At 52.3% G+C, this 23,024-nt stretch carries 21 protein-coding genes; 10 read left to right on the top strand and 11 right to left on the bottom strand.

The features are described from left to right. Positions 1–13: 13 nt before the first annotated feature. Complete coding sequence (locus KDM89_RS17375; RefSeq protein ID WP_212689198.1) at positions 14–832, top strand: hypothetical protein; 819 nt, start codon at positions 14–16, stop codon at positions 830–832. A gap of 260 nt (positions 833–1,092) precedes the next feature. Here the strand turns inward: KDM89_RS17375 and KDM89_RS17370 are convergent, their stop codons facing one another. The 6 genes from KDM89_RS17370 to KDM89_RS17345 form a co-directional block, all read right to left on the bottom strand. Next, positions 1,093–2,742: a tetratricopeptide repeat protein gene (locus tag KDM89_RS17370; protein WP_212689197.1), complete on the bottom strand. Its 1,650-nt coding sequence runs from the start codon at positions 2,740–2,742 to the stop codon at positions 1,093–1,095. A gap of 219 nt (positions 2,743–2,961) precedes the next feature. Beyond that, complete coding sequence (locus KDM89_RS17365) at positions 2,962–3,909, bottom strand: tetratricopeptide repeat protein (RefSeq protein WP_212689196.1); 948 nt, start codon at positions 3,907–3,909, stop codon at positions 2,962–2,964. 97 nt (positions 3,910–4,006) lie between these two features. After that, positions 4,007–5,830: a tetratricopeptide repeat protein gene (locus tag KDM89_RS17360; RefSeq protein WP_212689195.1), complete on the bottom strand. Its 1,824-nt coding sequence runs from the start codon at positions 5,828–5,830 to the stop codon at positions 4,007–4,009. After that, a complete protein-coding gene (locus tag KDM89_RS17355) occupies positions 5,823–7,547 on the bottom strand; it encodes an Hsp70 family protein (RefSeq protein WP_212689194.1) in 1,725 nt (574 codons plus the stop codon). Before KDM89_RS17355 ends, KDM89_RS17360 begins: the two co-directional genes overlap by 8 nt. Positions 7,548–7,797: 250 nt before the next feature. Beyond that, positions 7,798–8,517: a hypothetical protein gene (locus KDM89_RS17350; RefSeq protein WP_212689193.1), complete on the bottom strand. Its 720-nt coding sequence runs from the start codon at positions 8,515–8,517 to the stop codon at positions 7,798–7,800. Between the two features lies 1 nt (position 8,518). Next, on the bottom strand, positions 8,519–9,199 hold the full coding sequence (locus tag KDM89_RS17345) for an energy transducer TonB (RefSeq protein ID WP_212689192.1): 681 nt from the start codon (positions 9,197–9,199) through the stop codon (positions 8,519–8,521). A 314-nt stretch (positions 9,200–9,513) separates the two neighbouring features. Between KDM89_RS17345 and KDM89_RS17340 the strand changes: the two genes are divergently transcribed. Together KDM89_RS17340 and KDM89_RS17335 are read left to right on the top strand one after the other, a co-directional pair. Beyond that, positions 9,514–10,152 carry a response regulator transcription factor gene (locus KDM89_RS17340; protein WP_212689191.1) on the top strand — a complete coding sequence of 213 codons (639 nt, stop codon included), beginning with the start codon at positions 9,514–9,516 and terminating at the stop codon, positions 10,150–10,152. Then, the gene (locus KDM89_RS17335) at positions 10,152–11,636 is read left to right on the top strand and encodes a sensor histidine kinase (RefSeq protein WP_212689190.1); all 1,485 of its coding nucleotides are present in this window, start codon (positions 10,152–10,154) and stop codon (positions 11,634–11,636) included. Before KDM89_RS17340 ends, KDM89_RS17335 begins: the two co-directional genes overlap by 1 nt. Before the next feature lie 72 nt (positions 11,637–11,708). Here KDM89_RS17335 and KDM89_RS17330 read toward each other — a convergent pair whose 3' ends face one another. After that, positions 11,709–13,046, bottom strand: coding sequence for an MFS transporter (locus tag KDM89_RS17330; protein ID WP_212689189.1), 1,338 nt, complete (start codon positions 13,044–13,046; stop codon positions 11,709–11,711). Between the two features lie 157 nt (positions 13,047–13,203). Here KDM89_RS17330 and cyoA point away from each other — a divergent pair, with 157 nt between their 5' ends. From cyoA to KDM89_RS17295, 7 genes are read left to right on the top strand one after another with little or no spacing between them, the layout of a single operon-like run. Beyond that, on the top strand, positions 13,204–14,217 hold the full coding sequence (gene cyoA / locus KDM89_RS17325) for a ubiquinol oxidase subunit II (RefSeq protein WP_189358607.1): 1,014 nt from the start codon (positions 13,204–13,206) through the stop codon (positions 14,215–14,217). Between the two features lie 20 nt (positions 14,218–14,237). Further along, the gene (gene cyoB, locus KDM89_RS17320; protein WP_438947528.1) at positions 14,238–16,223 is read left to right on the top strand and encodes a cytochrome o ubiquinol oxidase subunit I; all 1,986 of its coding nucleotides are present in this window, start codon (positions 14,238–14,240) and stop codon (positions 16,221–16,223) included. Beyond that, positions 16,216–16,848 (top strand): cytochrome o ubiquinol oxidase subunit III, encoded by a 633-nt coding sequence (gene cyoC, locus KDM89_RS17315; RefSeq protein WP_212689187.1) that lies wholly within the window; start codon positions 16,216–16,218, stop codon positions 16,846–16,848. The genes cyoB and cyoC overlap by 8 nt, the downstream gene beginning before the upstream one ends. Beyond that, the gene (cyoD, locus tag KDM89_RS17310; protein WP_212689186.1) at positions 16,845–17,285 is read left to right on the top strand and encodes a cytochrome o ubiquinol oxidase subunit IV; all 441 of its coding nucleotides are present in this window, start codon (positions 16,845–16,847) and stop codon (positions 17,283–17,285) included. Before cyoC ends, cyoD begins: the two co-directional genes overlap by 4 nt. Next, positions 17,285–18,061 carry an SURF1 family protein gene (locus KDM89_RS17305; RefSeq protein WP_212689185.1) on the top strand — a complete coding sequence of 259 codons (777 nt, stop codon included), beginning with the start codon at positions 17,285–17,287 and terminating at the stop codon, positions 18,059–18,061. The genes cyoD and KDM89_RS17305 overlap by 1 nt, the downstream gene beginning before the upstream one ends. Before the next feature lie 22 nt (positions 18,062–18,083). Next, positions 18,084–19,400, top strand: coding sequence for an ATP-binding protein (locus tag KDM89_RS17300; protein WP_212689184.1), 1,317 nt, complete (start codon positions 18,084–18,086; stop codon positions 19,398–19,400). Between the two features lie 13 nt (positions 19,401–19,413). After that, positions 19,414–19,950: a response regulator transcription factor gene (locus KDM89_RS17295; RefSeq protein ID WP_212689183.1), complete on the top strand. Its 537-nt coding sequence runs from the start codon at positions 19,414–19,416 to the stop codon at positions 19,948–19,950. 10 nt (positions 19,951–19,960) lie between these two features. Here the strand turns inward: KDM89_RS17295 and KDM89_RS17290 are convergent, their stop codons facing one another. From KDM89_RS17290 to prfA, 4 genes are all read right to left on the bottom strand, one after another. Further along, positions 19,961–20,392, bottom strand: a complete 432-nt coding sequence (locus tag KDM89_RS17290; protein ID WP_212689182.1) for a GNAT family N-acetyltransferase — start codon at positions 20,390–20,392, stop codon at positions 19,961–19,963. A 14-nt stretch (positions 20,393–20,406) separates the two neighbouring features. Further along, entirely contained in the window at positions 20,407–21,246 is an 840-nt protein-coding gene (gene prmC, locus KDM89_RS17285) for a peptide chain release factor N(5)-glutamine methyltransferase (protein WP_212689181.1), read from the bottom strand. Beyond that, entirely contained in the window at positions 21,246–21,746 is a 501-nt protein-coding gene (locus KDM89_RS17280; protein ID WP_212689180.1) for a disulfide bond formation protein B, read from the bottom strand. The genes prmC and KDM89_RS17280 overlap by 1 nt, the downstream gene beginning before the upstream one ends. 105 nt (positions 21,747–21,851) lie before the next feature. Then, the gene (gene prfA / locus KDM89_RS17275; protein WP_212689178.1) at positions 21,852–22,931 is read right to left on the bottom strand and encodes a peptide chain release factor 1; all 1,080 of its coding nucleotides are present in this window, start codon (positions 22,929–22,931) and stop codon (positions 21,852–21,854) included. Between the last annotated feature and the right edge of the window lie 93 nt (positions 22,932–23,024).

Here is a 23,024-nt window from a genome sequence, read left to right as displayed (position 1 = left end):
GTAAAGGAAAACGATGAAACGCAGACACTTTATCAGCGCCGCAGTGCTGGCGATGTCCAGCCTCAGCGCATGGGCAGCAGAACCGAAAATCGCCGTGACCGATCTGACTTATGAAGAAAAAGTCAGTGAGTATTTCCGTGTGGTTGCAGCCTCCAGCAAAAGCAGCGTCAAAGGCAGCTACAGCGAACGCGAAACCGACCACAGCTATTCGCAGCGCGGCAATATCAACGCAAAAAGCGAAAGCAGCTACTACGAAGCCGAAGGCTATTACACCTACATCGACCGTGGCGAACTGAAAACATACACTGCCGATCTGAAAGGCGCATTGCTGAAAGGCGGTGCTGTACATCTGGTGCAGGCGCGTCCGTATGTCGGCAAACCGATGGAAAAAATTTACGACATCATTGGTCGTATCAAGCAAGGTATGTATCCGGGCGCAGACTACGTGCTGTTCGGCACGGTCAGCAACATCCAGTTCCGTCAGGAAAGCAATCAGCTGCAATACGGCAATTCCATGACCGCATCGCTGTCGCTGGATCTGGTCGTTGATTTCAGCCTGATCAATACCAAGACTTTTGAAGTCAAAGCCGCCTTCAGTGCTGCAGGCTCCGGCGTGGATACCAAAATCATCAGTCGCGCGGGTGACCGCGTGGTATTCAACCGTGGCAAAGTGATGCAGGAAACTTCCCGCACACTGGCCGACAATGCTTACAACGAACTGATGGTTCAGTTCGGCCTGCCACGCGGCATGAACCGTCCGGCCAACGCCAACGGCAACGCCGCACAACCGGTCGTCACACCACAACCGGAACCGGTAACGGTTTACCGCTGATTTTCAGCAGTACAAAGAAAAACCCGCCTGATCAGGCGGGTTTTTTATTGGCTTTTGTGAGCGGTGCTCAGCTCCGTTCATCCTGTTACGCGTAACCGAAAATTGTGCAGCCATCCGCATCAGGCACTTTCGGACGGCCAGACTTTCTGCCGACGAGCGCTGCATGGCTGTGCGAAAATCCGCATTTAAGGTATTGGCGGGCCGTTGGCGGCCTGCCGCATTGCCTGCTGGTATTCGCGAAGCGCTGATGTCAATAAAAATTATTTTAATGATTGACCTGAACGCTCTTTCACTGGTGTACACAAATTTACGGCGATTTTCATTGCATACTGGAGATTCGGGTCTTTCTGCGTTATGACATGCGGGATATCCGCCTTGCTCTTAGGTGGAAATCTGGTATCGCGGAGCATCAGGACATGCATGGAATCACAAACCACGTCCTGACTAGCGCAGTATCCGAATGCCGCCATTGCTTTTTGCCGGTCCACTTTAACTCCCTCACCACAGTAATAGGCTATGCCTACGCGTTGTTGTGAAGGAACATCACCGAGCCCCGCTGCCACCGAATACCAGTGCAGCGCTTTCGTTAAATCCCGTTTGGTTTCATTTCCATCTGAATTCATTTGTGCCAGTGATTTAGCGGCGGCAACAGAACCGAGTTTGGCCGCCTGCTCCCACAGCTGAACGGCCAGTTCGATATTTTTGGGTTGCTTATCCCTGCCAAAATAGGCATCTTCACCGGCAAGAAATAGCTTGTTGGCCTTACTGTAATTATTCAGACTTTGATGCAGTTCGGTTTGGCTTCTTGTATCAGTTCTGTTGTGGTCATTTTTTCCAAAGAATCCAAGGCAGAACCAGAAAGAGAAGAAGGCAATAGCTAGTATTGCGGCAAAATGGTCCTTGATCCAAAAGATAAGATTGTCGCGCTGAAAGAATGCCTTCCATTTCTCGCGGCCACTTAACGGCCTGACCGGTTGCCGCGCAATCCGTTCTGCTTCTTCAATCTCTGCACGGGTTTGCATGATCCATTGCTGTATCTGTTTTCTGTCTGTCACCAGCCAGAGCAAGTGGTCGTAGTTTTCAGCTAAGCGGCACAGCAGGCTGAAATTGGTGTGCAGATAGTCGTTGCGCGGTACATGGTGCTCACGCGCGAGCTGAACGATCTCCAGCAGCTTGTTACGCACAGCAACTTTCAGACGCTGTAATTGTTTCCATTCATCGATAGCGTTCAGCAGCACGAAAGCCTGACCACTCGCTTGCTTTGCGCGTTCCTGATGATCGATCCATTCAAAGTGCCGGACGGCGCTCTGAAACAAACATTCCTTGCCGGGAGCCCAGCCATCCAGCAAATAGCGGGCGATGGCGGTTTCGAACATGAAGCGTGCATCCATGTTCAGCATGTCCGGGTTTTCCATTTGTGCAGACAGAGCAGCGTCGATAGCTTGTTCGGACGCTTGCGTGCTGGTCACCGCAGCTATGACGGTTTCAAATGCCAGTCTGGCGAGGACTTCCGGATCACGCTGTGTGAATGCTGTGTTGCCTGGCGTGACAGGAATGCCATTCGCTCGACGAAACGCGTCAAAAGACGGCGTATCGCTGTCGTTGAATGGAGCTGCTTCATCCGCAGCAGTATCGATGACAGCCGGAGTAATTTTCGTAGCTACGGATTGATCATCGGAAAGCGGCGTAACAACCGCATCCTGACAAAATATCTGCGCGTCAGAAGCACCGTTACGCAACCACTCCAGCGCCTGCTCATAGCTGTCACGCAATGCCTGAAACGCTTCCAGTTCAGTGGACTGATCGATCTTTTTTAACTCACGCGCATAAGTGCGCTTCAGCGTGCGTTCGTCGCTGTCAGCCGGTAAATCATAAAGAGTAAAGAACGGCGGTAAGTACGGGCGATTCATACGTGTGTTTCAGTGATGTTGATGATGCATTCAGTCAGTTCATGAAAGCGGTCAGATCCGGTGACGGGCAGAGCTTCGTATTGTGCAGCTATCCGCATCAGGCATTCTCGGAGGCCCGGACTTTCTGCCGACGAGCGCCGCATGGCTGTGCTGTAATCCGCAAAACGGGTGTTTTCAGGCTTGCTGACATGTGATCTCTGTACTGGGAAATCCGGATGCTCAGGATGTATGCAATTTTGCCTGTACTTCCCGCCATGTCAGGCAGCTGGCATCTTTATCCGCAGAGGATTTGCACAGCTTTTGCAGCGCTGTAACCGCATCATGATGCCCGTTCTGCGCAGCCTTCAGATACCACGCCTTTGCTTCTGAATCGTTGCGGCGCAGATATTTTCCCTGTTCGTAATACTGGCCGATCAGATACTGACTTTTCGCATCGCGGTAGCCACTACGGAACAGCTGATCCAATCCCTTTTCCGTATTTTTGCTCATACCGAGGCTGCCTTCCAGCTGTGCCATCGCCAGCATTCGCTGTGCATTCGATTCACCGGCATCATCCGCCTGATGCAGTAATTCCAGCGCTTTTTTCTGCGCAGCGTCATCCGGTGCATTGTCCAGCAACAGGCTTGCCCACATGGTTTTGCAATAAGCTTCTTTTGTGGCGCAGCGGCGGAACATCTTCATTGCTTTTGTGTGATCACGCGGCGCAACTTCGCCGGAGTAAAACGCATCACCAACGTAGCGTTGAGCTCGACTGTCGCCAAGTTCCGCTGCACGCCCGTACCAGTGAATTGCCAGTCCCGGACTTTGCTCCGGCAGCTCCTTATTTTCGTATAACTGCGCCAGTGACCGGGCTGCCTGCAGGCTTCCTTTTGTTGCGGCAAGCTCCCACAGCGCGATAGCTCGTCCGGTGTTTTGTGGCCGGTGTTCACGCCCGAAATAAGCATCTTCTCCGGCGAGAAATAAATCCTGAGCGCTGGCATTTGCGAATGTTTCAGGTGATGCCTGTCGTTTTGATTGCTGAAGACCCGCGTAAATGATCAGTCCGAACAAGATGCAATACAGAACGTTGGTCACGCGGTTGCTCAGCCATTTTTTCGGAGGCGGCGATGTACTGTCGGGTAAAAAAAATTCCGGCAATTCGGATTGGGGTGGTCTGGACGGTTCCATATAAAAAGATTTTGTGCCGGAGAACAATCAGATAAGCGGTGTTTTCTGAATTCCATATTTCAGAAAACACCGCAGCTTAAAACAGAATCGAATGCGGTCAGGGTGTTGCGGCGGGTTTGTTGGTGCGGAAGGCTTGCCAGTCCTGACATTGCGGATCTTTCGCACCTTTGCACAGACGCTCCATCGCATCGAAGCTATCCTGAAAACCGAATTTTGCTGCGCGCAGATACCAGGTTTTTGCGAGGTTCAGGTCTTTTTTGACTTCCCAGCCATTTTCATAAATACGGCCGAGCAGGTGTTGACTGGGCTTATCTGTCTTTGCAGCTTGTTCCAGCCGTCTTATGCCTTCTTTCACATCTTTTTGGAGACCCAATTTTCCTTCAAAGTAAGCAATTCCCAACCAGCGTTGTGCATTGATTTCTTCTTTTGCCGCAGCAGTGCGCAGTAACTCCAGCGACTTCGCAGTATCTTTTTTTTCGGCCTTACCAAACTCCAGAATGACAGCCCACATACTCTGACAATACGGAATAGTGATGGCACAGTGCTGGAAATACTCAAGCGCTTTGACCTCATCTTTATTGGTGCCTGTACCCCGGTAATACATGTCTCCGGCATTGGCCTGCGCTTCCTGATTACCTTTCTGAGCGGCTTTTTCGTACCAGTACAACGCCAGAGAGGGATCTTTCGGAAGGCCGTAACCTTGCTTGTATAGCTTAGCAATCCGCAAGCCGGCGTCAGTGCGACCCAGTTCAAATGCGCGGGACCATAAGCCCATCGCCATTTGCGGATTGCGCTGCTGACCGTTGCTGCCGTTTAATGCGGCCTCGGCTTGCTGATAGGCGATGTCGGCGGGGCTGCCACTGTATTCTTGCTGTCCCTTACTGCTGCCTTTGAAATAGCCGGCCGCAAAAATGATGGCAACAAAAATCGCCAGCAAAATACCGACAGTGTTGGACCTTTCCTGCTGACTGCCATTCTGATATTGATGCCACCGCTTTTGCAGCCAGTTTGCATTTTCCCGGGCTTGTTGCGCCGCCTGCTCAGCCTGCGCAATCGCTGTCTGCGTCTGCTCTATCCACTGCTGTATCTGCGCACGGTCAGTGATCAGATACAACAGGCTGCCGTAATGTTCTGTCATACGGCTCAGCAGCTGAAGGTTGATACGCAGGTAGTCAGCTGTCAGTGTGCGGTGCTCGCGCGCTGCCTGTATCAGTTCCTGATATTTGTTTTTGACGGAAATGTGTTTGTTCTGCATTTCCCGCCATTCATTGATGGCGTTCTGAATGACGTAAGCGTAGTCGCTGGCATAGTTCAGGCGTTCCTGACGGTTCAGCCAGTCGAAATGGCGTACGGCGCTGAAAAACAGCAATTCTTTGCCCGGTTGCCAGCCCTCAATCAGATAGCGTGCGATACCGGTTTCAAACAGGAAGCGTGCATCCATATTCAGCATTTCCGGATGCTCGGCTTGCTCCCGTAACAGATCGTCTATGGCTTGTTCGGATACCGTTGCGCTTTCCGTCAGCGCTTTAACTAATTCAAAGGCTTGCTTCGCAGTCGCGAGCGGATCAGAGCCCTGAAAATGCACGGTCTCCGGTGACTGCGCCGGTGCTGCATCGTGTTCACCATCTGTGCTGTCAGGCTGTTGCGGCGGCGTGTTCAGACCGGTTGCGGTTTGCCATTCAGCGCCGGTGTCGTCACCGGTATGCGCTTCTGCGTTGTCTTCGGCATTTTCTTCATCGCGATAGCGCAGCCAGTTCAGCGCCTCTTCATAGCTGTCGCGTAAGTCCTGAAACGCCTCCAGCTCGGTGGCCTGATCTATCTTTTTCAGTTCCCGTGCGTAAGTGCGTTTCAGTGTCCGCTCGTCGCTGTCTGCCGCTAATTCATAGCGCCGGAAAAACGCCGGCAAGTACATGTCATTCATCGTTCAGATCGGTGTGAATGCGGTTATCGTTTTCAATCGAATCCAGAATTTCCTGAAAGCGGCGCTTGGCTTGCGCGATCTGGCGCGCATCCTGCGTTTCCAGCACGCCTTCAAAGCTGGTGGTTTGCTGGCCCAGCCACTGGCGGATATCGCCGCGCAATTGCTGATAAATACGGTCAGCGCGTGCCAGCATGGTGCGGATTTCCAGTGTGTCGCGCGGATGCAGTTTGATTTTTTCCAGTTCTTTAAAACGTGCCTGAATTTGTTCCGGTGACATCATGCCGCCGTTACCCTGAATCACCAGCGTATCGGTTTTACCGGTTTCCACGTGTTTGACCAGCACTTCCAGCAAGCCATTCACGTCATAGGTAAAGCGCACGTCAATCGCATTCTCATCAACGGATTTGTTCGGTGGCAGGCTGATTTTTAATTCGCCGAGACGAATATTATCTTTCACCATGCGTGATTCGCCCTGATAGATTTCCAGCTGGATGAAAGCCTGATTATCGGTTTCAGGGAAATAACGTTTAACGCGGCTGACCGGTACGGTGCAGTTACGCTCAATGATCGGTGAGAAGTGGCCGGATGAACTCTGGTTCTGGCTGACACGCACAGCAACATCAATCCCCAGCGAATACGGCGCGACGTCGGTCATCACGACTTCGTTCAGCGCGCTGTCTTTCATTTTCAGACCGGCTTGCACCGCCGCGCCCATCGCCACTACTTCATCCGGATTGATATCGCAGGAAGGGAAACGGCCAAACATCAGCGTCACTAAGCGTTTGACCAGACCCATGCGGGTAGCGCCACCTGCCAGTACGACCTGATCGAGTTCTGAAGTGCGCAGATTAGTATCGCGCAGCGCACGTTCTACCGGATCGCGCAAACGCTTCAGAATCGGGGCGCAGACTTGTTCCAGATCGCCTTCGCCGAGTGCCATTGTATGCTGACGCTCATTAATGAAGATATCGATTTCAGCTTTTTCACCGGCGCTTAATGCGCGCTTGGCTTGTTCTGCAGCCGCTGTCAGACGCTGCATTAAACGACCGTCATTGCGCAGGCTGGTATTCAGTTCCTGACGCTGGAAGAACAGATCAACAATCGCTTTGGTGATGTCTTCACCGCCTAGGAAATTATCACCGGCAGACGCCCGTACTTCCATCACGCCTTCAAACAATTCCAGAATCGATACGTCAAACGTACCGCCGCCCAGATCGAAGACCAGAAACTTGGATTCGCTGTGCGTATTGTGTACGCCGTAAGCCAGTGCAGCAGCAGTCGGCTCATTCAGCAAGCGTTCGACGCGCAGACCTGCCAGTTCACCCGCATTGCGTGTTGCTTTGCGCTGGGCATCAGAAAAATACGCCGGTACGGTAATGATGGCTTCAGTCACCGGTTCGCCCAGATAGGCTTCGGCATCCGCGCGCAGGGATTTCAGCACCAGCGCAGATAATTCTTCAGGACGGAATTTTTTATCACCCAGGGTAATGATTTTGTCACTGCCCATGAAGCGTTTGAACACAGCAGCGGTGCGTTCTGGATGCGTTTGCAGACGCTCTTTCGCTGCCTGTCCGATCAGTACGCTGCCGTCTTCATCCAGACTGACGCAGGAAGGCGTCAGCATCTGGCCTAAGCTGTTAGGAATCAGTTCTGCTTTGCCGTCGCGCCAGATGGCGGCGAGGCTGTTGGTGGTGCCGAGATCAATGCCAATAATCATAGTCGTGTCAGAGTAAAAGCAGGCCGGATAAGGGCACGGATTCCGTGCAGCCGGATGGGAGCAGGCGGGGCGAACAGACAGCGCTGCCTGACCTCATCATCAGACGGGCATGCATTGGATGCATGGTCCGGTGTCGGGCAGCGCCGGAAGGCGGGAAATCAAGCCTGAATCAGAAGCAAAACCACAACAATAGCGGATTTTGCAATGCTATGTGCATCTTTTGATACTGATTTTTTCTATATTTGTGAATTCAGGAGACAGACGGCAACAAGCCATGATTGCTGGCACTGCTGTAGCGGAAAAACGGTAGCCAGATCAGCAGGAAAAATCCGGGTATCAGCAGCAGCCATGCCGGTATGCCGAGCTGCATTCGTGCAGATAACAGCAGCAAGCCATCAGGCAGACTGAGCAGTGCCAACGCTAACAACGCCGGGGCGGGATGGCGCAGTAATTCGCTGAATCCGCGTGTTAACAGCAAGGAGATGGCTTGCTTTTCCAGTGCCAGCAGCGGCAGGCAGTAAAACATCAGTGTACCGGCCAGTGCCGCCCCGAGTTTGAACAGCATTAAATCCTGCAAAGGAATCCGGCTGAATTTGCCGGACCCGGCGAAAAACGCTTGCAGACTGTCGCTGTGTCCGCTCAGTGCCAGAAACAGGAGCCCGGTTATCACGCTGATCAATGCGAGCAGCGATAGTGTGACAGCGGCCTGCCAGCGAATTTCCCAGCCTCGCAGTAAATCACTGAAACCGGGTTGATTGCCGTGCTGACTGCGGTGTATCAGCAGACAGAATTGCGCGCTGAGTAAAGTGGCGACCGGTAACTTCAGTGCCGGCCCGGCAAGCGGGATCAGCATACACAGCTCGGCGAGTATCAGCAGCATGATGCTCAGCGTGAGCCAGCGCACCGGATAGCGGCGCAATAGTTGCCAGCTATCCTGCAGGGATTGTTTTGTCATCGATACTGCTGCCATGTCAGCCTCCGTTGTCATCAAGTTTCCACACATACTGAATTTGCACCCATGCAGACTCCGCCACACCATCACGCATTGCCGGCTGGAAGTGACAGGCAGATAAGGCGCTGCGGGCTGCTTTATCCAGAGCCTTATAGCCGGAGGACTGATCAACCCGTGTGTCGCTGACCTGACCATTCGGTGCGATCAGCATGCTGAGCGTCACGGTACCGGTTTCACCATTGCGTACCGAAGCCAGTGGATACACCGGCTTGGTGCAGCTTTGCATATCCACTACCGGCGGGCTGGTTTTGCCGGCGGGTTTTTGCGGAGTGACAATGTCTGGTTTGCCGCCCTGCTCACCGCCGTCGGTTTTCCTGCATTCGCCGGGGCGGCAGGGAGGGTCGAGTGGTGGCAGATCAGAGATAGTTTTTGTTTCTTTCGTTGTAAATTCATCCGGGATCGGAAACGGATGGATCACCGGATCGCTGAGCCGGCTAGCCGGTGGCTGAGGCTGTGGCGGTGGATCGAACGGCTTTAATGGCTCCGGCGGCAGGTAGGTACCGGTGTTTTCCGGTGGCGCGGGTGTATGAAAAACCTGCATGCCCTGGATCAGACCGAAAACCAGTGCGATATGCAATCCGGCTACTGCCGCAAATTTACCGGTTTTCTCTCCGAAGGTATGTTGGGTTGCGATATTCATGCTTCTCTCCTTGCTATCAGTGAGTGGTTTTGATGGTTTTAAGATAGCAATTAAAAGTGCTCTTTGAAAGTAGTTTTACGTAATTTTCGATGGTGCTGATGGTTGGGTGGTCCGGTTTTTCCGCGCCAATGGCGGCCTGTTATTTTTGGATTGGGTGCATTTAGCCGGAAGTTCACCCAGTTTTCGATGCTAATGAAAGAAGAAGATCGTTTTCGATAGTGCGGAACAGGTACATAGACTGAGTGAGGAAAAACAACAAAGTTGCGCTTGAAGTGCATTAAAATTGCGCTTCAAGCGTAATTTGAGGTGTTGCTATGGAAGGTTTGCGGGTTTTGCTGGCGGATGATCATCCGATTGTGATGGATGGCTTTGCGATGACGCTGGCTTCGGCGGGTCTGGAGATTGTCGGCAGGGCGCGCACGCCGGAAGAGGCGCTGGCGCTGTATCAGTCTCTGCGCCCCGATGTGGCTTTGCTGGATATACGGTTTGGCACACGCCAGACCGGGCTGGATGCGGCGCGCCAGATTCTGCAGCAGGATGCGGATGCGAATCTGATTTTTTTAAGTCAGTTTGATCAGGACAGCCTGATCCGCGAAGCCTATCGCACCGGCGCACGTGCTTTTGTCAGTAAAGACTGCGATCCGGCAGAGTTACTGGAAGCGGTCACGAAGGCAGCAGCAGGCAGCCTGTATTTCCCGCGTGCGATTGCTGAACGGCTGGCTAATCTGTCGGTGCGCGGCGATATGTCGCCGCAATCGGTGCTGAATGAGCGCGATCTGGAAATTTTCCGTCTGATGGCAGAGGGTTTAACCAATGCGGAAATTGCCGAACGTCTGGGACTGTCGCTGAAAACGATCAGCAATACCAGTCAGGCAATCAAAGAAAAGCTGGATGCGCATCGTCCGGCGCACATTACCCGTCTCGCTGTGAAATACGGCCTGATTGAGCCGTGATGCGCGAACTCTGGCAATCCGTATTGCGTGCCAGTGGCAGCCTGCGCTGGCAGATTATCGCTTTATGTGTGTTGCCGACTTTGTATCTGTTTGCTTCTGTGGTCTGGTATGCCTATTCGGCACGTGACCGTGAGGTGCGCGAAGAGTTACGCAATCACGGTCAGACTGTTGCAACCGCGCTGGCCGACCGCTCTGCCTATGCGCTGAGCCAGGGGCAACTGGCGCAGATAAAGGAGAGTGTGCAAGCTTTGCTGAAATCCGATCCCCAGATATTGTCCGTCACCATCTACGGAGATAAGCGGCAGGCGATTCTGCATGAAGCGAGCACAAAGGGGCAGACCCGCGTTGCGGATATGAATACGGAGGCTGTTATTCGTCAGCCTTTGTACTGGGTCAGCTTGCAACAATCCGGCAGTGCAAACGGCGCGCAGTCTGCGACGCTGAATCAGGAAAAAATCGGCACAGTACGCATTGCGCTGACGGCAAAGCAGGCGCTTGCCAAGCGTTCGCAGCAGTTTTCAGTCGGTATTCTGATTACTTCGCTGGCTTTGCTGGTCAGTATGTTTGTTGTGACTCAGTTATCCGGCCGGCTGACCAGTGGACTGGAACAGGCCATGCAGACGATTCGCGCCATTCGGCAGGGGGAGCGTCCTGAGCGATTGGTAGCACTGGATAGAGGCGAACTGGGCGAGTTGCAGCAGAGTATTAATCAGATGAGTGACAGTCTTGATGCTGCGCGGCATCGTATGGAAGCACTGGTCGCGGAACGTACAAGTGAACTTGAACAGTCGCGCAATGATGCCTGGGCTGCCCGTGAAGAAATACGTCACTTGCTGGGGCGGATGCATGAGGCGATTGAGCAGGAGCGTCAGAGTATTGCGGTTGAAATTCATGACGAACTGAACGCTTCTCTGGTCGGTACCAAGTTGCTCGCGCAGCGTATTGTGCAACTTGCGCAAGACGGTAATCCGCAGTCGCAGCAGGATATTGTGCAACTGGCAGGGCAAATTGCCGAGATCAGCAGGTCTTTATATGCGAACGGACGCCAGTTGGTTCAGCGCTTGCGTCCCGAAGTGCTGGAAGTACTCGGGCTGGCCGGTGCGCTTGAGGAGATGCTACGGGTTGCGCAACAATCCTGTCCGGCAATGCGTTTTGAGTTTCAGGCGCAGGATAACTGGCCGGAACTCAGTGAGCGCTTAGCCATTTCTGCTTACCGCATTGCTCAGGAAGCACTGTCGAATACGATGAAATATGCGCAGGCGAAGACCTTCCGCCTGCACTTGCATGCGGAATCAGATCAGTTACTGATGCAGATCAGCGATGATGGTTGCGGATTTGAGCCGGGGCAGGCCAGTCAGGGAATCGGTCTGGCGGGAATGCGGGAAAGAGTGATGGCGCTGCAAGGGGAGATTCAGATCAGGGCAATGAAGGGGGCGGGTTGTCAGATCAGGGTAAGTCTGCCTTTGCATGGCAGTCAAACCTGAAAAGCAAAAAGGAAATAAAAAACGGACGCAGCTGCGTCCGTTTTTTATTGGTCATGAAACTCAAAAACCAGCTTATTTGCGGATTTCCAGTGCACGGTTCAGATGCAAAACCGCCAGCGAGCAGGCTGCACCGGAAAGCAGATACAGACTGACGTAGGCAAGGCCGAAATGTGCTGAGAGACCAAGCGCAACCAGCGGTGCAAAGCCGGCGCCGATCAGCCATGACAGATCAGAAGTCAGCGCAGCGCCGGTATAACGGTACTGTGCGCTGAAGTTAGCTGTTACTGCGCCTGCAGCTTGTCCGTAAGACAAACCCAGTAAGATGTATCCGAAAAACAGGAAGATATTTTCACCGGCTTCTCCGGCCTTCAGCAGCGTAGGAACAAACGCACTGAAAAGTCCGATCAGTACCGCCAGTGTACCCAGCGTGTTACGACGACCGATTTTGTCGGCGATAACACCGGATAACACGATGGAGCCAGCCATCAGAATGCCGAATCCAGCCTGTATGTAGAGGAACTCACTCATATTCCGGTTGGAATATAAGGTGATCCAGGAAAGCGGGAAAACGGTGACCAGATGGAATAATGCATAGCTTGCCAGAGCAGCGAGTGCACCGATGATGACGTTACGGCCCTGATTTTTCAGCAATTCCAGCACATTGACCGGTTGCAGTTCGCGATCTTCCAGTAAATGAGTGTACTCGTCGGTGGATACCAGGCGCAGACGGGCAAACAGGGCTACGACGTTAATCGCAAATGCAACATAAAAAGGATAGCGCCAGCCCCATTCCAGAAAATCATCCGGCTTCAGTTCTGCCAGCATATAGGCAAACATCCCGGCAGCCAGAACAAAGCCTGTCGGCGCACCGAGCTGACCCAGCATCGCATACCAGCCGCGTTTGTTTTCCGGTGCGCTGAGTGCAAGCAGTGAGGGGAGTCCGTCCCATGATCCGCCCAGTGCCAGTCCTTGTCCGATGCGGAACAGGGCTAACAGTACGATTGCCTTGGCGCCGATCTGATCAAATCCGGGAAGAAACGCAATTCCTGCCGTGGAAAATCCGAGCAACACCAGCGCGATGGTCAGCTTCGCCTCTCGCCCCAGTCTTTGCTGCACGTTCATGAAAATCATGGTGCCGATGGGGCGTGCCAAAAAGGCAAAAGAAAAGATGGTGAATGCGTACAAAGTACCTTCAAGTCTGTCCTCAAAAGGAAAAAAGACCGAAGGAAATATCAGTACGGAAGCAATTGCGTAGACAAAAAAGTCGAAATACTCCGACGCACGGCCTATAATCACGCCGATGGCGATTTCGCCGGGGGCAACGCTATACGGTTTGGCTGGACTTGTGTCAGTCGAAGTAGGGAGGTCTCCGGCGTCACGGATGTCGCCGTTCTGGCTGATGATGTGCATAGTCGTCTCCGTCGTTGTGGTTGATGTACGGACGCCTCGCACACGCCCCGACTGTTCCGATTTCAGAATAGAAGGGGTAGGACAAAACGTCCAATCGCTAATGCCTATCAGTCAGTGTACATTACCACGATTTTATGATTCGACTGGACTTTTCTGCATGAACTCACGTTTAGCTCGTCGCGGATTGCTATTGCTTTCCGCAGCACTGATGGCTGGATGCAACACTGTAGTGATGAATCCATCCGGGGACATCGCTGCTCAGCAGAGCAAGCTGATTGTCATTTCGACAGTTTTGATGCTTCTGATCATCGTTCCGGTGATTTTGCTGACCCTGTTGTTTGCCTGGCGTTACCGTCAAAGTAACACTTCCGCAAAGTACGATCCGGAATGGGATCATTCGACTAAGCTCGAACTCGTGATCTGGGGTGCTCCTCTCTTGATCATTATTGCTTTGGGCATGGTGACATGGATTTATACGCATAAGCTTGATCCATATCGAAAGTTAGAGCGATTGGATGAAAACCGTCCGTTGCCTGCGTCGGTAAAACCACTGGTGGTTGAAGTGGTTGCGATGGACTGGAAATGGCTGTTTATCTATCCAGAGCAAGGTATTGCGACAGTGAATGAACTGGCTGCTCCTGTTGATGTGCCAGTCCAGTTCAAGATTACTGCGACGCACGCAATGAACTCCTTCTTTATCCCTGCACTGGCTGGCCAGATTTATGCAATGCCTGGTATGCAGACACAGTTACACGCTGTGATCAATAAAGCAGGTAAATATGAAGGCTTCTCCGCAAACTACAGCGGTGCTGGCTATTCCGATATGCGCTTTACTTTCCATGGCCTGAGCACTGAAGAATTTGCACAATGGGTACAGAAAGCAAAAGCAGGTCAGGGTGAACTGAACCGCGCAAATTATCTGGAACTGGAAAAACCAAGTATCAAAGATCCTGTGCGTCAGTTTGCGAATGTGGATAAAGATTTGTACCACGCCATTCTGAACCGCTGCGTCCGTGACGGTGAAGTTTGCCTCGACAAGATGATGACTGTTGATGCGAACGTGAAAAACGCCATGAACGGCAAACTGGGCAATATGCTGGTACAGAGCCCGCAAGGTCGTCGTCCGGAAGCTGAAATCTGTACGACACCAACGACTACCACTGCGAAATAAGGATGTTGAATCAAATGGATATGTCTACGCTATTGCTTGGCAGATTGGGCTGGGATTCGCTCCCGCTCCACGAGCCAATTCTGATTGCGACCTTCTGCGGCGTTGCCCTTGGCGGCGCTGCATTACTGGGTGCACTGACTTACTTCCGCCTCTGGGGTTACCTGTGGCGTGACTGGATCACCAGTATCGATCACAAGAAGATCGGTATTATGTACATGATCCTTGGTCTGATCATGTTCCTGCGCGGTTTTGCTGATGCTTTGATGATGCGTGCGCAACAAGCGCTGGCATTTGGTGACAATGCGGGTTTCCTGCCTCCCCACCATTACGATCAGGTATTTACAGCTCACGGCGTGATCATGATTTTCTTTGTCGCGATGCCTTTCGTGACAGGTCTGATGAACTATGTGGTACCGCTGCAAATCGGTGCACGTGACGTTGCATTCCCGTTCCTTAATAACTTCAGTTTCTGGATGACTACTGTCGGTGCAGCACTTGTGATGGTGTCGCTGTTCGTTGGTGAATTCGCCCGTACAGGCTGGCTGGCTTACCCGCCATTGTCCGGTATTCTGGGAAGTCCTGACGTCGGTGTTGATTACTATATCTGGGCGCTTCAGATTGCCGGTGTCGGTACCTTGCTATCCGGTGTGAATCTGGTTGTCACCATCGTTAAGATGCGTGCACCGGGCATGAGTATGATGAAAATGCCGGTATTCACGTGGACCGCACTGTGTACTAACGTCCTGATCATCGCTGCATTCCCTGTACTGACAGCAGTACTGGCAATGTTGTCGGTTGATCGTCTGTTCGGTACGAACTTCTTCACGAACGATCTGGGCGGCAGCGCCATGATGTACGTGAACCTGATCTGGATCTGGGGTCATCCTGAAGTTTACATTCTGGTTCTGCCTATTTTCGGTGTGTTCTCGGAAGTGGTTTCCACTTTCTGCTCCAAGCGTTTGTTTGGTTACACATCGATGGTATATGCAACCGTTGTGATTACCGTCCTGTCTTATCTGGTATGGCTGCATCACTTCTTCACCATGGGTTCGGGTGCGAGTGTTAACTCGTTCTTCGGTATCACGACGATGATTATTTCGATCCCGACCGGCGCGAAGATTTTCAACTGGTTGTTCACGATGTACCGCGGTCGTATCCGTTACGAATTGCCGATGATGTGGACAGTCGCATTCATGATCACTTTTGTGATTGGTGGTATGACCGGTGTTCTGCTGGCTGTTCCGCCTGCTGATTTCGTTCTGCACAACAGTCTGTTCCTGATTGCTCACTTCCATAACGTGATTATTGGTGGTGTGGTGTTTGGTACGTTTGCTGCGATTAACTACTGGTTCCCGAAAGCTTTCGGCTACAAACTGGACGATTTCTGGGGTAAATGCTCGTTCTGGTTCTGGATAGTTGGCTTCTACATGGCATTTATGCCGTTGTATGTACTGGGCCTGATGGGTGTGACACGTCGAGTCAGCCACTTTGAAGATAGCTCTCTGCAAATCTGGTTTGTGATCGCTGCGATTGGCGCGGTTCTGATCGCCCTGGGTATCGCTTCTTTCCTGATCCAGTTATTCGTCAGCTTCATGCGTCGTGAACAGTTGCGTGATGTGACCGGTGATCCATGGGGTGGCCGTACGCTGGAGTGGGCAACTTCTTCTCCGCCTGCAAACTACAACTTTGCATTCACGCCACATGTACATGAGTCTGATGCATGGGCTGATATGAAGAAAAATGGCTACACACGTCCGGTAAAAGACTTTATCGCGATTCACATGCCGAAAAATACAGGTGCGGGTTTCATCATCGCCGCGCTGAGTGGTCTGGTTGGTTTTGCTGTGATCTGGCACATGTGGCTGGTTGCAGTGGTTGGTTTCGCTGCTCTGCTGGCTGCCATCATCATCCATACCTTTAATTACAACCGCGATTACTATATCTCTGCGGAAGAAGTAACCCGCACTGAAGATGAACGCACACGTTTGTTAGCTAATCATGTCTGATATCGTTATTTCTCCTGAAGTGCAGAAAACCCACGGGAATTCTCGCTACTACGTTCTGGAACACCATCCGGAAAACGGCACTATGCTGGGCTTCTGGATTTATCTGATGAGTGACTGTCTGATCTTCGCGTGTCTGTTCGCAGCTTACGCGGTGCTCGGCCGTAACTATGCAGGTGGTCCTACCGGCGCTGAATTGTTTGATCTGCCGCTGGTGGCAATTAATACATCTCTGCTGTTGCTGTCATCCATTACCTACGGTTTTGCGATGCTGGAAGCGCAGAAAAAACGCCTGAACACTACCATTCTGTGGCTGGTTGTGACCGGTATCTTCGGTGCAGGTTTTATCAGCCTGGAACTGTACGAATTCATGCACTTGCTGCATGAAGGTGCAGGACCGCAGCGCAGTGGCTTCCTGACAGCGTTCTTCTCTCTGGTAGCAACTCACGGTTTGCACGTTACCTTTGGTATCGTCTGGCTGGTAACACTGTGCTTCCAGCTGAAGCGTCACGGTCTGACCGGCGCTAACATGCGCCGTCTGAATTGCCTGTCATTGTTCTGGCACTTCCTGGACATTGTCTGGATTGGCGTATTTACCTTTGTTTATCTGATGGGAGTTCTGCCATGAGTGCACATCACGAACATTCCGCACATGGTCATCACGACCACCACGATGATCACAGCCATGGCGATCTGAAAAGTTACGCGACGGGTTTTATTCTGTCGGTGATTCTGACGGCAATCCCGTTCTGGCTGGTGATGGGCAAAGTAATTAAAGACCCGGCAACCACTGGTTATGTACTGCTGGCGTTTGCTGCGGTTCAGATCGTTGTTCATATGGTCTATTTCCTGCACATGAATTCCAAATCGGAAGGTGGCTGGAACATGTTGTCGCTGATCTTTACCACGATTCTGGTCGTTATTATGCTGACTGGTTCTATGTGGGTAATGCATCACCTGAATCACAACATGATGCCATCCATGATCATGGATCATGAGCCGAAACCGGAATCGTTCCAGCAGGAACCGGTTAAGCAGGATGGCCAGAAAATGCCGAACATGTAATGTCTCCGGCAGATCACGGTAATCAGGTTACGGCGCAAGCCGTAACCGGCTCCGGTGACCACTCCCGTCAATCTGCCAGCCTTTGGCTGGTGATTTGTACCGGAGTGGTTTTTGTCATTTTATTTTCTCTAGGTTGCTGGCAGGTTTATCGCTGGCAATGGAAGCTGGATCTGATACAGCGGGTTGAAAGCCGTGTACACCAGACGGCGGTTGCTGCACCGGATCGTGCAGGCTGGCCGGCAGTCAGCCGCGACCAGTCAGAATACCTGCATGTGAATCTGCAAGGGCAACTGCAATACGCACGCAGTTTGCCAGTTGTCGCATCAACGATTCACGGCAGTGGCTACTGGGTTATGACACCACTGATCAGAAATAACGGCGAACGCATCTTGATCAATCGTGGTTTTGTGAAAAACATGGCAGCCTTTGACGCTGAGCTGAAAAAGCGTGATGAGCAGCCAGTCAGTATTACGGGCTTGTTACGCATCAGCGAGCCTGGAGGCAGTGTATTGCGTAAGAACGATCCTGATGCACGTCGCTGGTATTCACGTGATGTGAAAGCGATGGGGCAAGCGATGGGGCTGGCAGATCTAGCACCGTATTTTGTGGATCAGGAAGCCGGTACAGAAGTCAGTGATGGCCCGGTTGCCGGACTGACGATGATTCGCTTTCAGAACAGTCATGTCGTGTATGCGCTGACATGGTTCACACTTGCTGCGTTGTCGCTGGTCGGATATCGCTTAATCCGTCGTCACCGTCGTGATGACCGAGACTGATATCTGAACGCAGGAGCAAGCAATGTCGGCCAGAAACGCTTTACAAAAACACTGGAAGTCTTTGTCCGCAGGTGCGGCAGAGTTTGAAAGCTTTGCCGGCCATAAAAACATGTTGCAACTGATTCATCTGCGCTGGCTGGCGGTGATCGGACAAATCTCGACTATCCTGCTGGCGACGCAAGGCTTTGGGATCCGTTTACCAATTTTGCCGATGTTGTATGTGCTGGCGGTGCTGATCGCGTTCAATATCGGCAGCCATTTGCGCTGGCATGAAGAAGTCAGCGTTTCCAACCGGCAGTTATTTTTTGCGCTGCTGGTTGATATCGGTACGCTGACCGCGCAGCTGTATCTGAGTGGCGGAACCGGAAATCCCTTTGCATTCCTGTATCTGTTGCAAGTAATTCTGAGCGCAGTTTTGCTGGAAGTCTGGTCGACCTGGCTGGTCGTTGCCATTACAACCTTTTGTCTGATGGGGCTCTCGCGTTATTCGCTGCCACTGCAACTTCCGTTTGACTCTCCTTTCAGTCTGTTTGGTCTTTACCGCGACGGTATGCTGATCTGCTTTCTGCTGAATGCAGGGCTGCTGGTGTATTTTCTGACCCGTATCAGCCGAAATCTACAGGAGCGCGATGCACAGCTGGCTGGACTGCAGCAGCAGGCTGCGGAAGAAGAACATATTGTCCGTATGGGCTTACTGGCATCGGGTGCCGCGCATGAACTGGGTACGCCGCTGGCAACTTTGTCCGTGATTCTTGGTGACTGGCGACGTATGCCGGAGTTTCGCGACAATCCGGAATTGCTGGAAGAACTGAATGAAATGCAGCATCAGCTCAAGCGCTGCAAGAGTATCGTGAGTGGTGTATTGTTATCAGCCGGTGAGGCACGCGGTGAATCCGCAGCTAAAACGACACTGAATCATTTTCTGGATGCGCTGGCAGAAGAGTTCCGCACAACCCGGCAGGTCACTGGATTTGAGTATCACAACCGTAATCCGGAAGATATTCCTGTTGTTTCCGATGTCGCTCTGAAGCAAATGATTTGCAATGTGCTCGACAATGCGCTGGAAGCATCGCCTGACTGGGTTTGTTTCGAGGTTTTACGTGAGCAGGATGCACTGACTTTGCGTGTAACGGATCGCGGCCCTGGTTTCCGTCCTGCGATACTGGAAAAACTGGGGCAGCCGTATCAGTCGACCAAAGGTCGTGCCGGTAGCGGACTGGGCTTGTTTTTTGTGATGAACGTAGTACGAAAACTTGGTGGTTCAGTCAATGCGCAGAATCTGCCTGCAGGCGGTGCCTGCGTAGAAGTGCAGTTGCCGGTCACGGCGTTTAAGCTTTAAAAGGATAGGTGGAATGTCAGACAATCGTCTGTTACTGATCGTGGAAGACGATACCGCATTTGCGCGGACGCTGATGCGTTCGTTCGAGCGTCGTGGCTACACCGTGCTGCATGCTGACAATCTGGAACAGGTCAGCGCCTTGCTGACCGAGCATAAACCCGGTTATGCCGTAGTTGATCTGAAGCTTAATGGCAATGCATCCGGGCTTGCTTGTGTGCAAATGCTGAACCGCCACAATGAAGAGATGCTGATCGTGGTACTGACGGGTTTCGCCAGTATCGCAACCGCAGTGGAGGCTGTAAAGCTGGGTGCTTGTCAGTATCTGGCAAAGCCGTCAAATACCGACGATATTGAAGCTGCTTTCGGTCATGTCGCCGGTGTCAGCGAACCAGAGTTACCAAACCGTGCCACATCGATTAAAACGCTGGAATGGGAACGAATCCACGAAGTTCTTGTAGAGTCAGATTTCAATATTTCTGAAGCCGCGCGCCGTTTAGGGATGCACAGGCGTACGCTGGCACGTAAGCTGAATAAGCAGCAAGTCAGATAAATTTGCCGGCTCAGCTTTGATCAGCGAAGTTCCGGTAAATGTCGGCTTGCAGAATTTCCATGTAAGTTTCGGGCTTCGCCAGCGCACGGAAACCGAATTGCTGATACAGCCCTCGTGCTGTACTGGACACCAGAACAAAGCGCCGTAAATGCTGCAATTCAGGATGGGAAAGCAATTGTTGCATCAGCATTTTGCTATAGCCGCGCCCGCGTGCTGCTTCCTCCACATACACATCGACCAGATACGCAAAGGTAGCATGATCGGTAATGACCCTTGCAAATGCGACTTGTTGCCCCTGATCCCAGCCTGCAAAACACAAAGAGTGCTGTAAAGATTTATTAAATATGCTGCGCGGCAGGCCTTTGGCCCATGCCGAGTGTTCTGACAGAAAACGGTAAACCGCATCGAGATCCATCTGTTGCAAATCAGTCCGGATTTCCATCAGCAACTCCTTATTCAGTCCGGCGGGCAACGGCCGCCACTGACCCGTTCTATACCAGCCAGATCACGCCAGCTCTGTACTTCTGTATATGCCTCCGCATCCAGTAAGTCACGTACTGCGGATGCCTGATCATAACCATGCTCCATCAGCAGCCAGCCACCCGCTTGCAGGCGTGTTCGCGCGTCACGTGTCAGCGTACGGTAGGCGCTCAGCCCATCACCGTGATCTGTCAGCGCAGATAAGGGCTCGAACCGTAAATCCCCCTGCGACAGATGCGGATCGCCGGCCACAATATAGGGTGGATTGGATACGATCAGATCCCAGCGCTGTGCAGGTATCGTCCTGAACCAGTCGCTCTCGACCAGAGTTAGTGCGGACGTCGGCAAAATCCTGTGCGCATTTCGTCTTGCGACCTCTAAAGCGGCCGTACTGATGTCGGCAGCAGTCACCTGCCAGTCTGGGCGGTGACTGGCAATGCTGATCGCAATTGCACCGGAACCGGTTCCCAGATCCAGTACCCTTGCTTGTGGCGGGCCTTTTTCCAGCGCCAGTTCGACCAGTAATTCCGTGTCAGGACGCGGTATCAGGACGGCAGGCGTGGTAATGAAGCTGAGGCCGAAAAATTCCCGCTCGCCCGTCAGGTAGGCGATTGGCTCACCGGCTATACGGCGTTCCAGCAATGATTGCAGACTCTCTGCCTGGGCTGCATCCGGCACGGTGTCACCCTGTGTAATCAGCTGAATGCGTGATTTTCCGGTGACGAACATCAGCAACATACGGATATCGGTCTTATCCAGCGGAACCAGTTGCTCATATTCCGCCAGCGTCAGACCGGGCTGTCGCCAGTCTTTCATCAGCGTGCGTCCGAGAAAATGCTGACAGGACGATTTTTTTGCAGCAGCAAGACCAGCAGTACGATGGACATCAGACAGTACCAGACCATGGTCCAGCCGGGAATGGATAAGCCAAGAATCGGTGCATATGGCGTATCGCATAAACCGTCAGCACGAAAAACGGCAGGCAGCCAGTCGGCCAGAAAAATTTTGTTCAGACCAGTTTCCAGCGGATCGATACCACAAGAAGTAGCCGGATTGGCTAGTACGTACAAATGCTTGGCTGCAACACCTGCACCGCCAAGCGCAGATGCCAGTGCAAGTGCAGTGGCAGGACGGCGAAAGCTATTCTGCACACCTGCAATCAGGGCAAATAAACCGGTACCAATAAACGCATAGCGCTGTAAGACACAAAGCGGGCAGGGCAGCATATCCAGTGCCAGTTGCATATAGACTGCAGCACCGATCAGGCTGAAACAAACTGCGGCGATACCGAAATAAACATAAGAATTCAAACGCATGGTGTTCACTCAAAAAAGAGGAGGTCGTCAGCTTACCTGAATTCAGGCTTGCAGATACGACTGGTTTTGCCGGCCACGGCTGACCAGCATTGTTGTTCTGACTGTTTAATCCTCACCCAGTTCCGCAAGCAGTTCTGCCTGATGTTCTGCGATCAGGGCATTGGTCAGCTCGTCCAGTTCGCCATCCATAATGAAATCCAGCTTGTAGAGGGTCAGATTGATACGGTGATCCGTCATGCGTCCCTGCGGATAGTTGTAAGTGCGGATGCGTTCGCTACGGTCGCCGGAGCCGATCAGACTCTTGCGTGTTGCAGCTTCTTTCGCCTGCTTTTCACGGATCTGGCCATCCATGATACGGGTTGCCAGCACACGCATTGCCTGCGCTTTGTTCTGATGCTGACTGCGGCCATCCTGACATTCAACCACGATACCGGTTGGGATGTGCGTAATGCGGACAGCAGAATCTGTTTTATTAATATGCTGACCACCGGCTCCGCTTGCGCGGAAAGTATCGATGCGCAAATCGGCATTGTTGATGATGACGTCATTCAGCTCATCCGCTTCCGGCATCACAGCAACAGTACAGGCAGATGTGTGAATGCGCCCTTGCGTTTCCGTTGCAGGAACACGTTGCACGCGGTGACCGCCGGATTCAAATTTCAGGCGGGAATACGCGCCGAAACCGGCAATACGGATAATGACTTCTTTATAGCCACCGAGTTCGGATTCCGACGCGGACATCATTTCTATCTGCCAGCGCTGCCGTTCCGCATAGCGTGTGTACATCCGTAACAAATCTCCGGCAAATAAAGCAGCTTCATCGCCGCCGGTACCGGCGCGGATTTCCAGCAGAATATTTTTTTCATCATTAGGATCTTTTGGCAGCAGCATGGTTTGCAATTCTTTTTGTAATTGCTCCATACGCTCGCGCGCCTGCTGAATCTCTTCCTGAGCGAACGCTTTCATTTCCGGATCAGCGAGCATTTCCTGTGCATCAGCCTGATCGCTGAGAACTTGCTGGTACTGGTGATACAAAGCAACCACTGGTTCCAGCTCTGCATGTTCACGGTTCAGTTTGCGGTATTGCTCCATATCGTTGGTGATACCTTCCTGTATCAGCAACTGGGCCACTTCATGTAGTCGTTCCGCCAGCTGTTCCAGCTTGGCAAGCATTGATGGTTTCATCTTGAATAATCGGTGAGGGTGTTACAAGACAGCCCGGCAGGCTGATATTCTGAAGCGGGCAGCACGAACGCGCTGCCTGCGAATGGACGGGTA

It is taken from the genome of Cognatundibacterium luofuense (assembly GCF_018139685.1).
GTDB lineage: Bacteria > Pseudomonadota > Gammaproteobacteria > Burkholderiales > Burkholderiaceae_D > Undibacterium > Undibacterium luofuense.
This window is presented reverse-complemented; position numbering and strand designations above follow the sequence as displayed.

Excerpts from the sequence above, each read along its gene's own strand:
- prmC (WP_212689181.1), bottom strand. The coding sequence starts at position 21,246 with ATGAAAGACTGGCGACAGCCCGGTCTGACGCTGGCGGAATATGAGCAA.
- KDM89_RS17330 (WP_212689189.1), bottom strand. The coding sequence starts at position 13,046 with ATGCACATCATCAGCCAGAACGGCGACATCCGTGACGCCGGAGACCTC.
- cyoB (WP_438947528.1), top strand. The coding sequence starts at position 14,238 with ATGTCTACGCTATTGCTTGGCAGATTGGGCTGGGATTCGCTCCCGCTC.
- KDM89_RS17375 (WP_212689198.1), top strand. The coding sequence starts at position 14 with ATGAAACGCAGACACTTTATCAGCGCCGCAGTGCTGGCGATGTCCAGC.
- cyoC (WP_212689187.1), top strand. The coding sequence starts at position 16,216 with ATGTCTGATATCGTTATTTCTCCTGAAGTGCAGAAAACCCACGGGAAT.
- prfA (WP_212689178.1), bottom strand. The coding sequence starts at position 22,931 with ATGAAACCATCAATGCTTGCCAAGCTGGAACAGCTGGCGGAACGACTA.
- KDM89_RS17360 (WP_212689195.1), bottom strand. The coding sequence starts at position 5,830 with ATGAATGACATGTACTTGCCGGCGTTTTTCCGGCGCTATGAATTAGCG.
- cyoA (WP_189358607.1), top strand. The coding sequence starts at position 13,204 with ATGAACTCACGTTTAGCTCGTCGCGGATTGCTATTGCTTTCCGCAGCA.
- KDM89_RS17280 (WP_212689180.1), bottom strand. The coding sequence starts at position 21,746 with ATGCGTTTGAATTCTTATGTTTATTTCGGTATCGCCGCAGTTTGTTTC.
- KDM89_RS17355 (WP_212689194.1), bottom strand. The coding sequence starts at position 7,547 with ATGATTATTGGCATTGATCTCGGCACCACCAACAGCCTCGCCGCCATC.
- KDM89_RS17290 (WP_212689182.1), bottom strand. The coding sequence starts at position 20,392 with ATGGAAATCCGGACTGATTTGCAACAGATGGATCTCGATGCGGTTTAC.
- KDM89_RS17295 (WP_212689183.1), top strand. The coding sequence starts at position 19,414 with ATGTCAGACAATCGTCTGTTACTGATCGTGGAAGACGATACCGCATTT.
- KDM89_RS17300 (WP_212689184.1), top strand. The coding sequence starts at position 18,084 with ATGTCGGCCAGAAACGCTTTACAAAAACACTGGAAGTCTTTGTCCGCA.
- KDM89_RS17370 (WP_212689197.1), bottom strand. The coding sequence starts at position 2,742 with ATGAATCGCCCGTACTTACCGCCGTTCTTTACTCTTTATGATTTACCG.
- KDM89_RS17335 (WP_212689190.1), top strand. The coding sequence starts at position 10,152 with ATGCGCGAACTCTGGCAATCCGTATTGCGTGCCAGTGGCAGCCTGCGC.
- KDM89_RS17350 (WP_212689193.1), bottom strand. The coding sequence starts at position 8,517 with ATGGCAGCAGTATCGATGACAAAACAATCCCTGCAGGATAGCTGGCAA.
- KDM89_RS17345 (WP_212689192.1), bottom strand. The coding sequence starts at position 9,199 with ATGAATATCGCAACCCAACATACCTTCGGAGAGAAAACCGGTAAATTT.
- KDM89_RS17340 (WP_212689191.1), top strand. The coding sequence starts at position 9,514 with ATGGAAGGTTTGCGGGTTTTGCTGGCGGATGATCATCCGATTGTGATG.
- cyoD (WP_212689186.1), top strand. The coding sequence starts at position 16,845 with ATGAGTGCACATCACGAACATTCCGCACATGGTCATCACGACCACCAC.
- KDM89_RS17365 (WP_212689196.1), bottom strand. The coding sequence starts at position 3,909 with ATGGAACCGTCCAGACCACCCCAATCCGAATTGCCGGAATTTTTTTTA.
- KDM89_RS17305 (WP_212689185.1), top strand. The coding sequence starts at position 17,285 with ATGTCTCCGGCAGATCACGGTAATCAGGTTACGGCGCAAGCCGTAACC.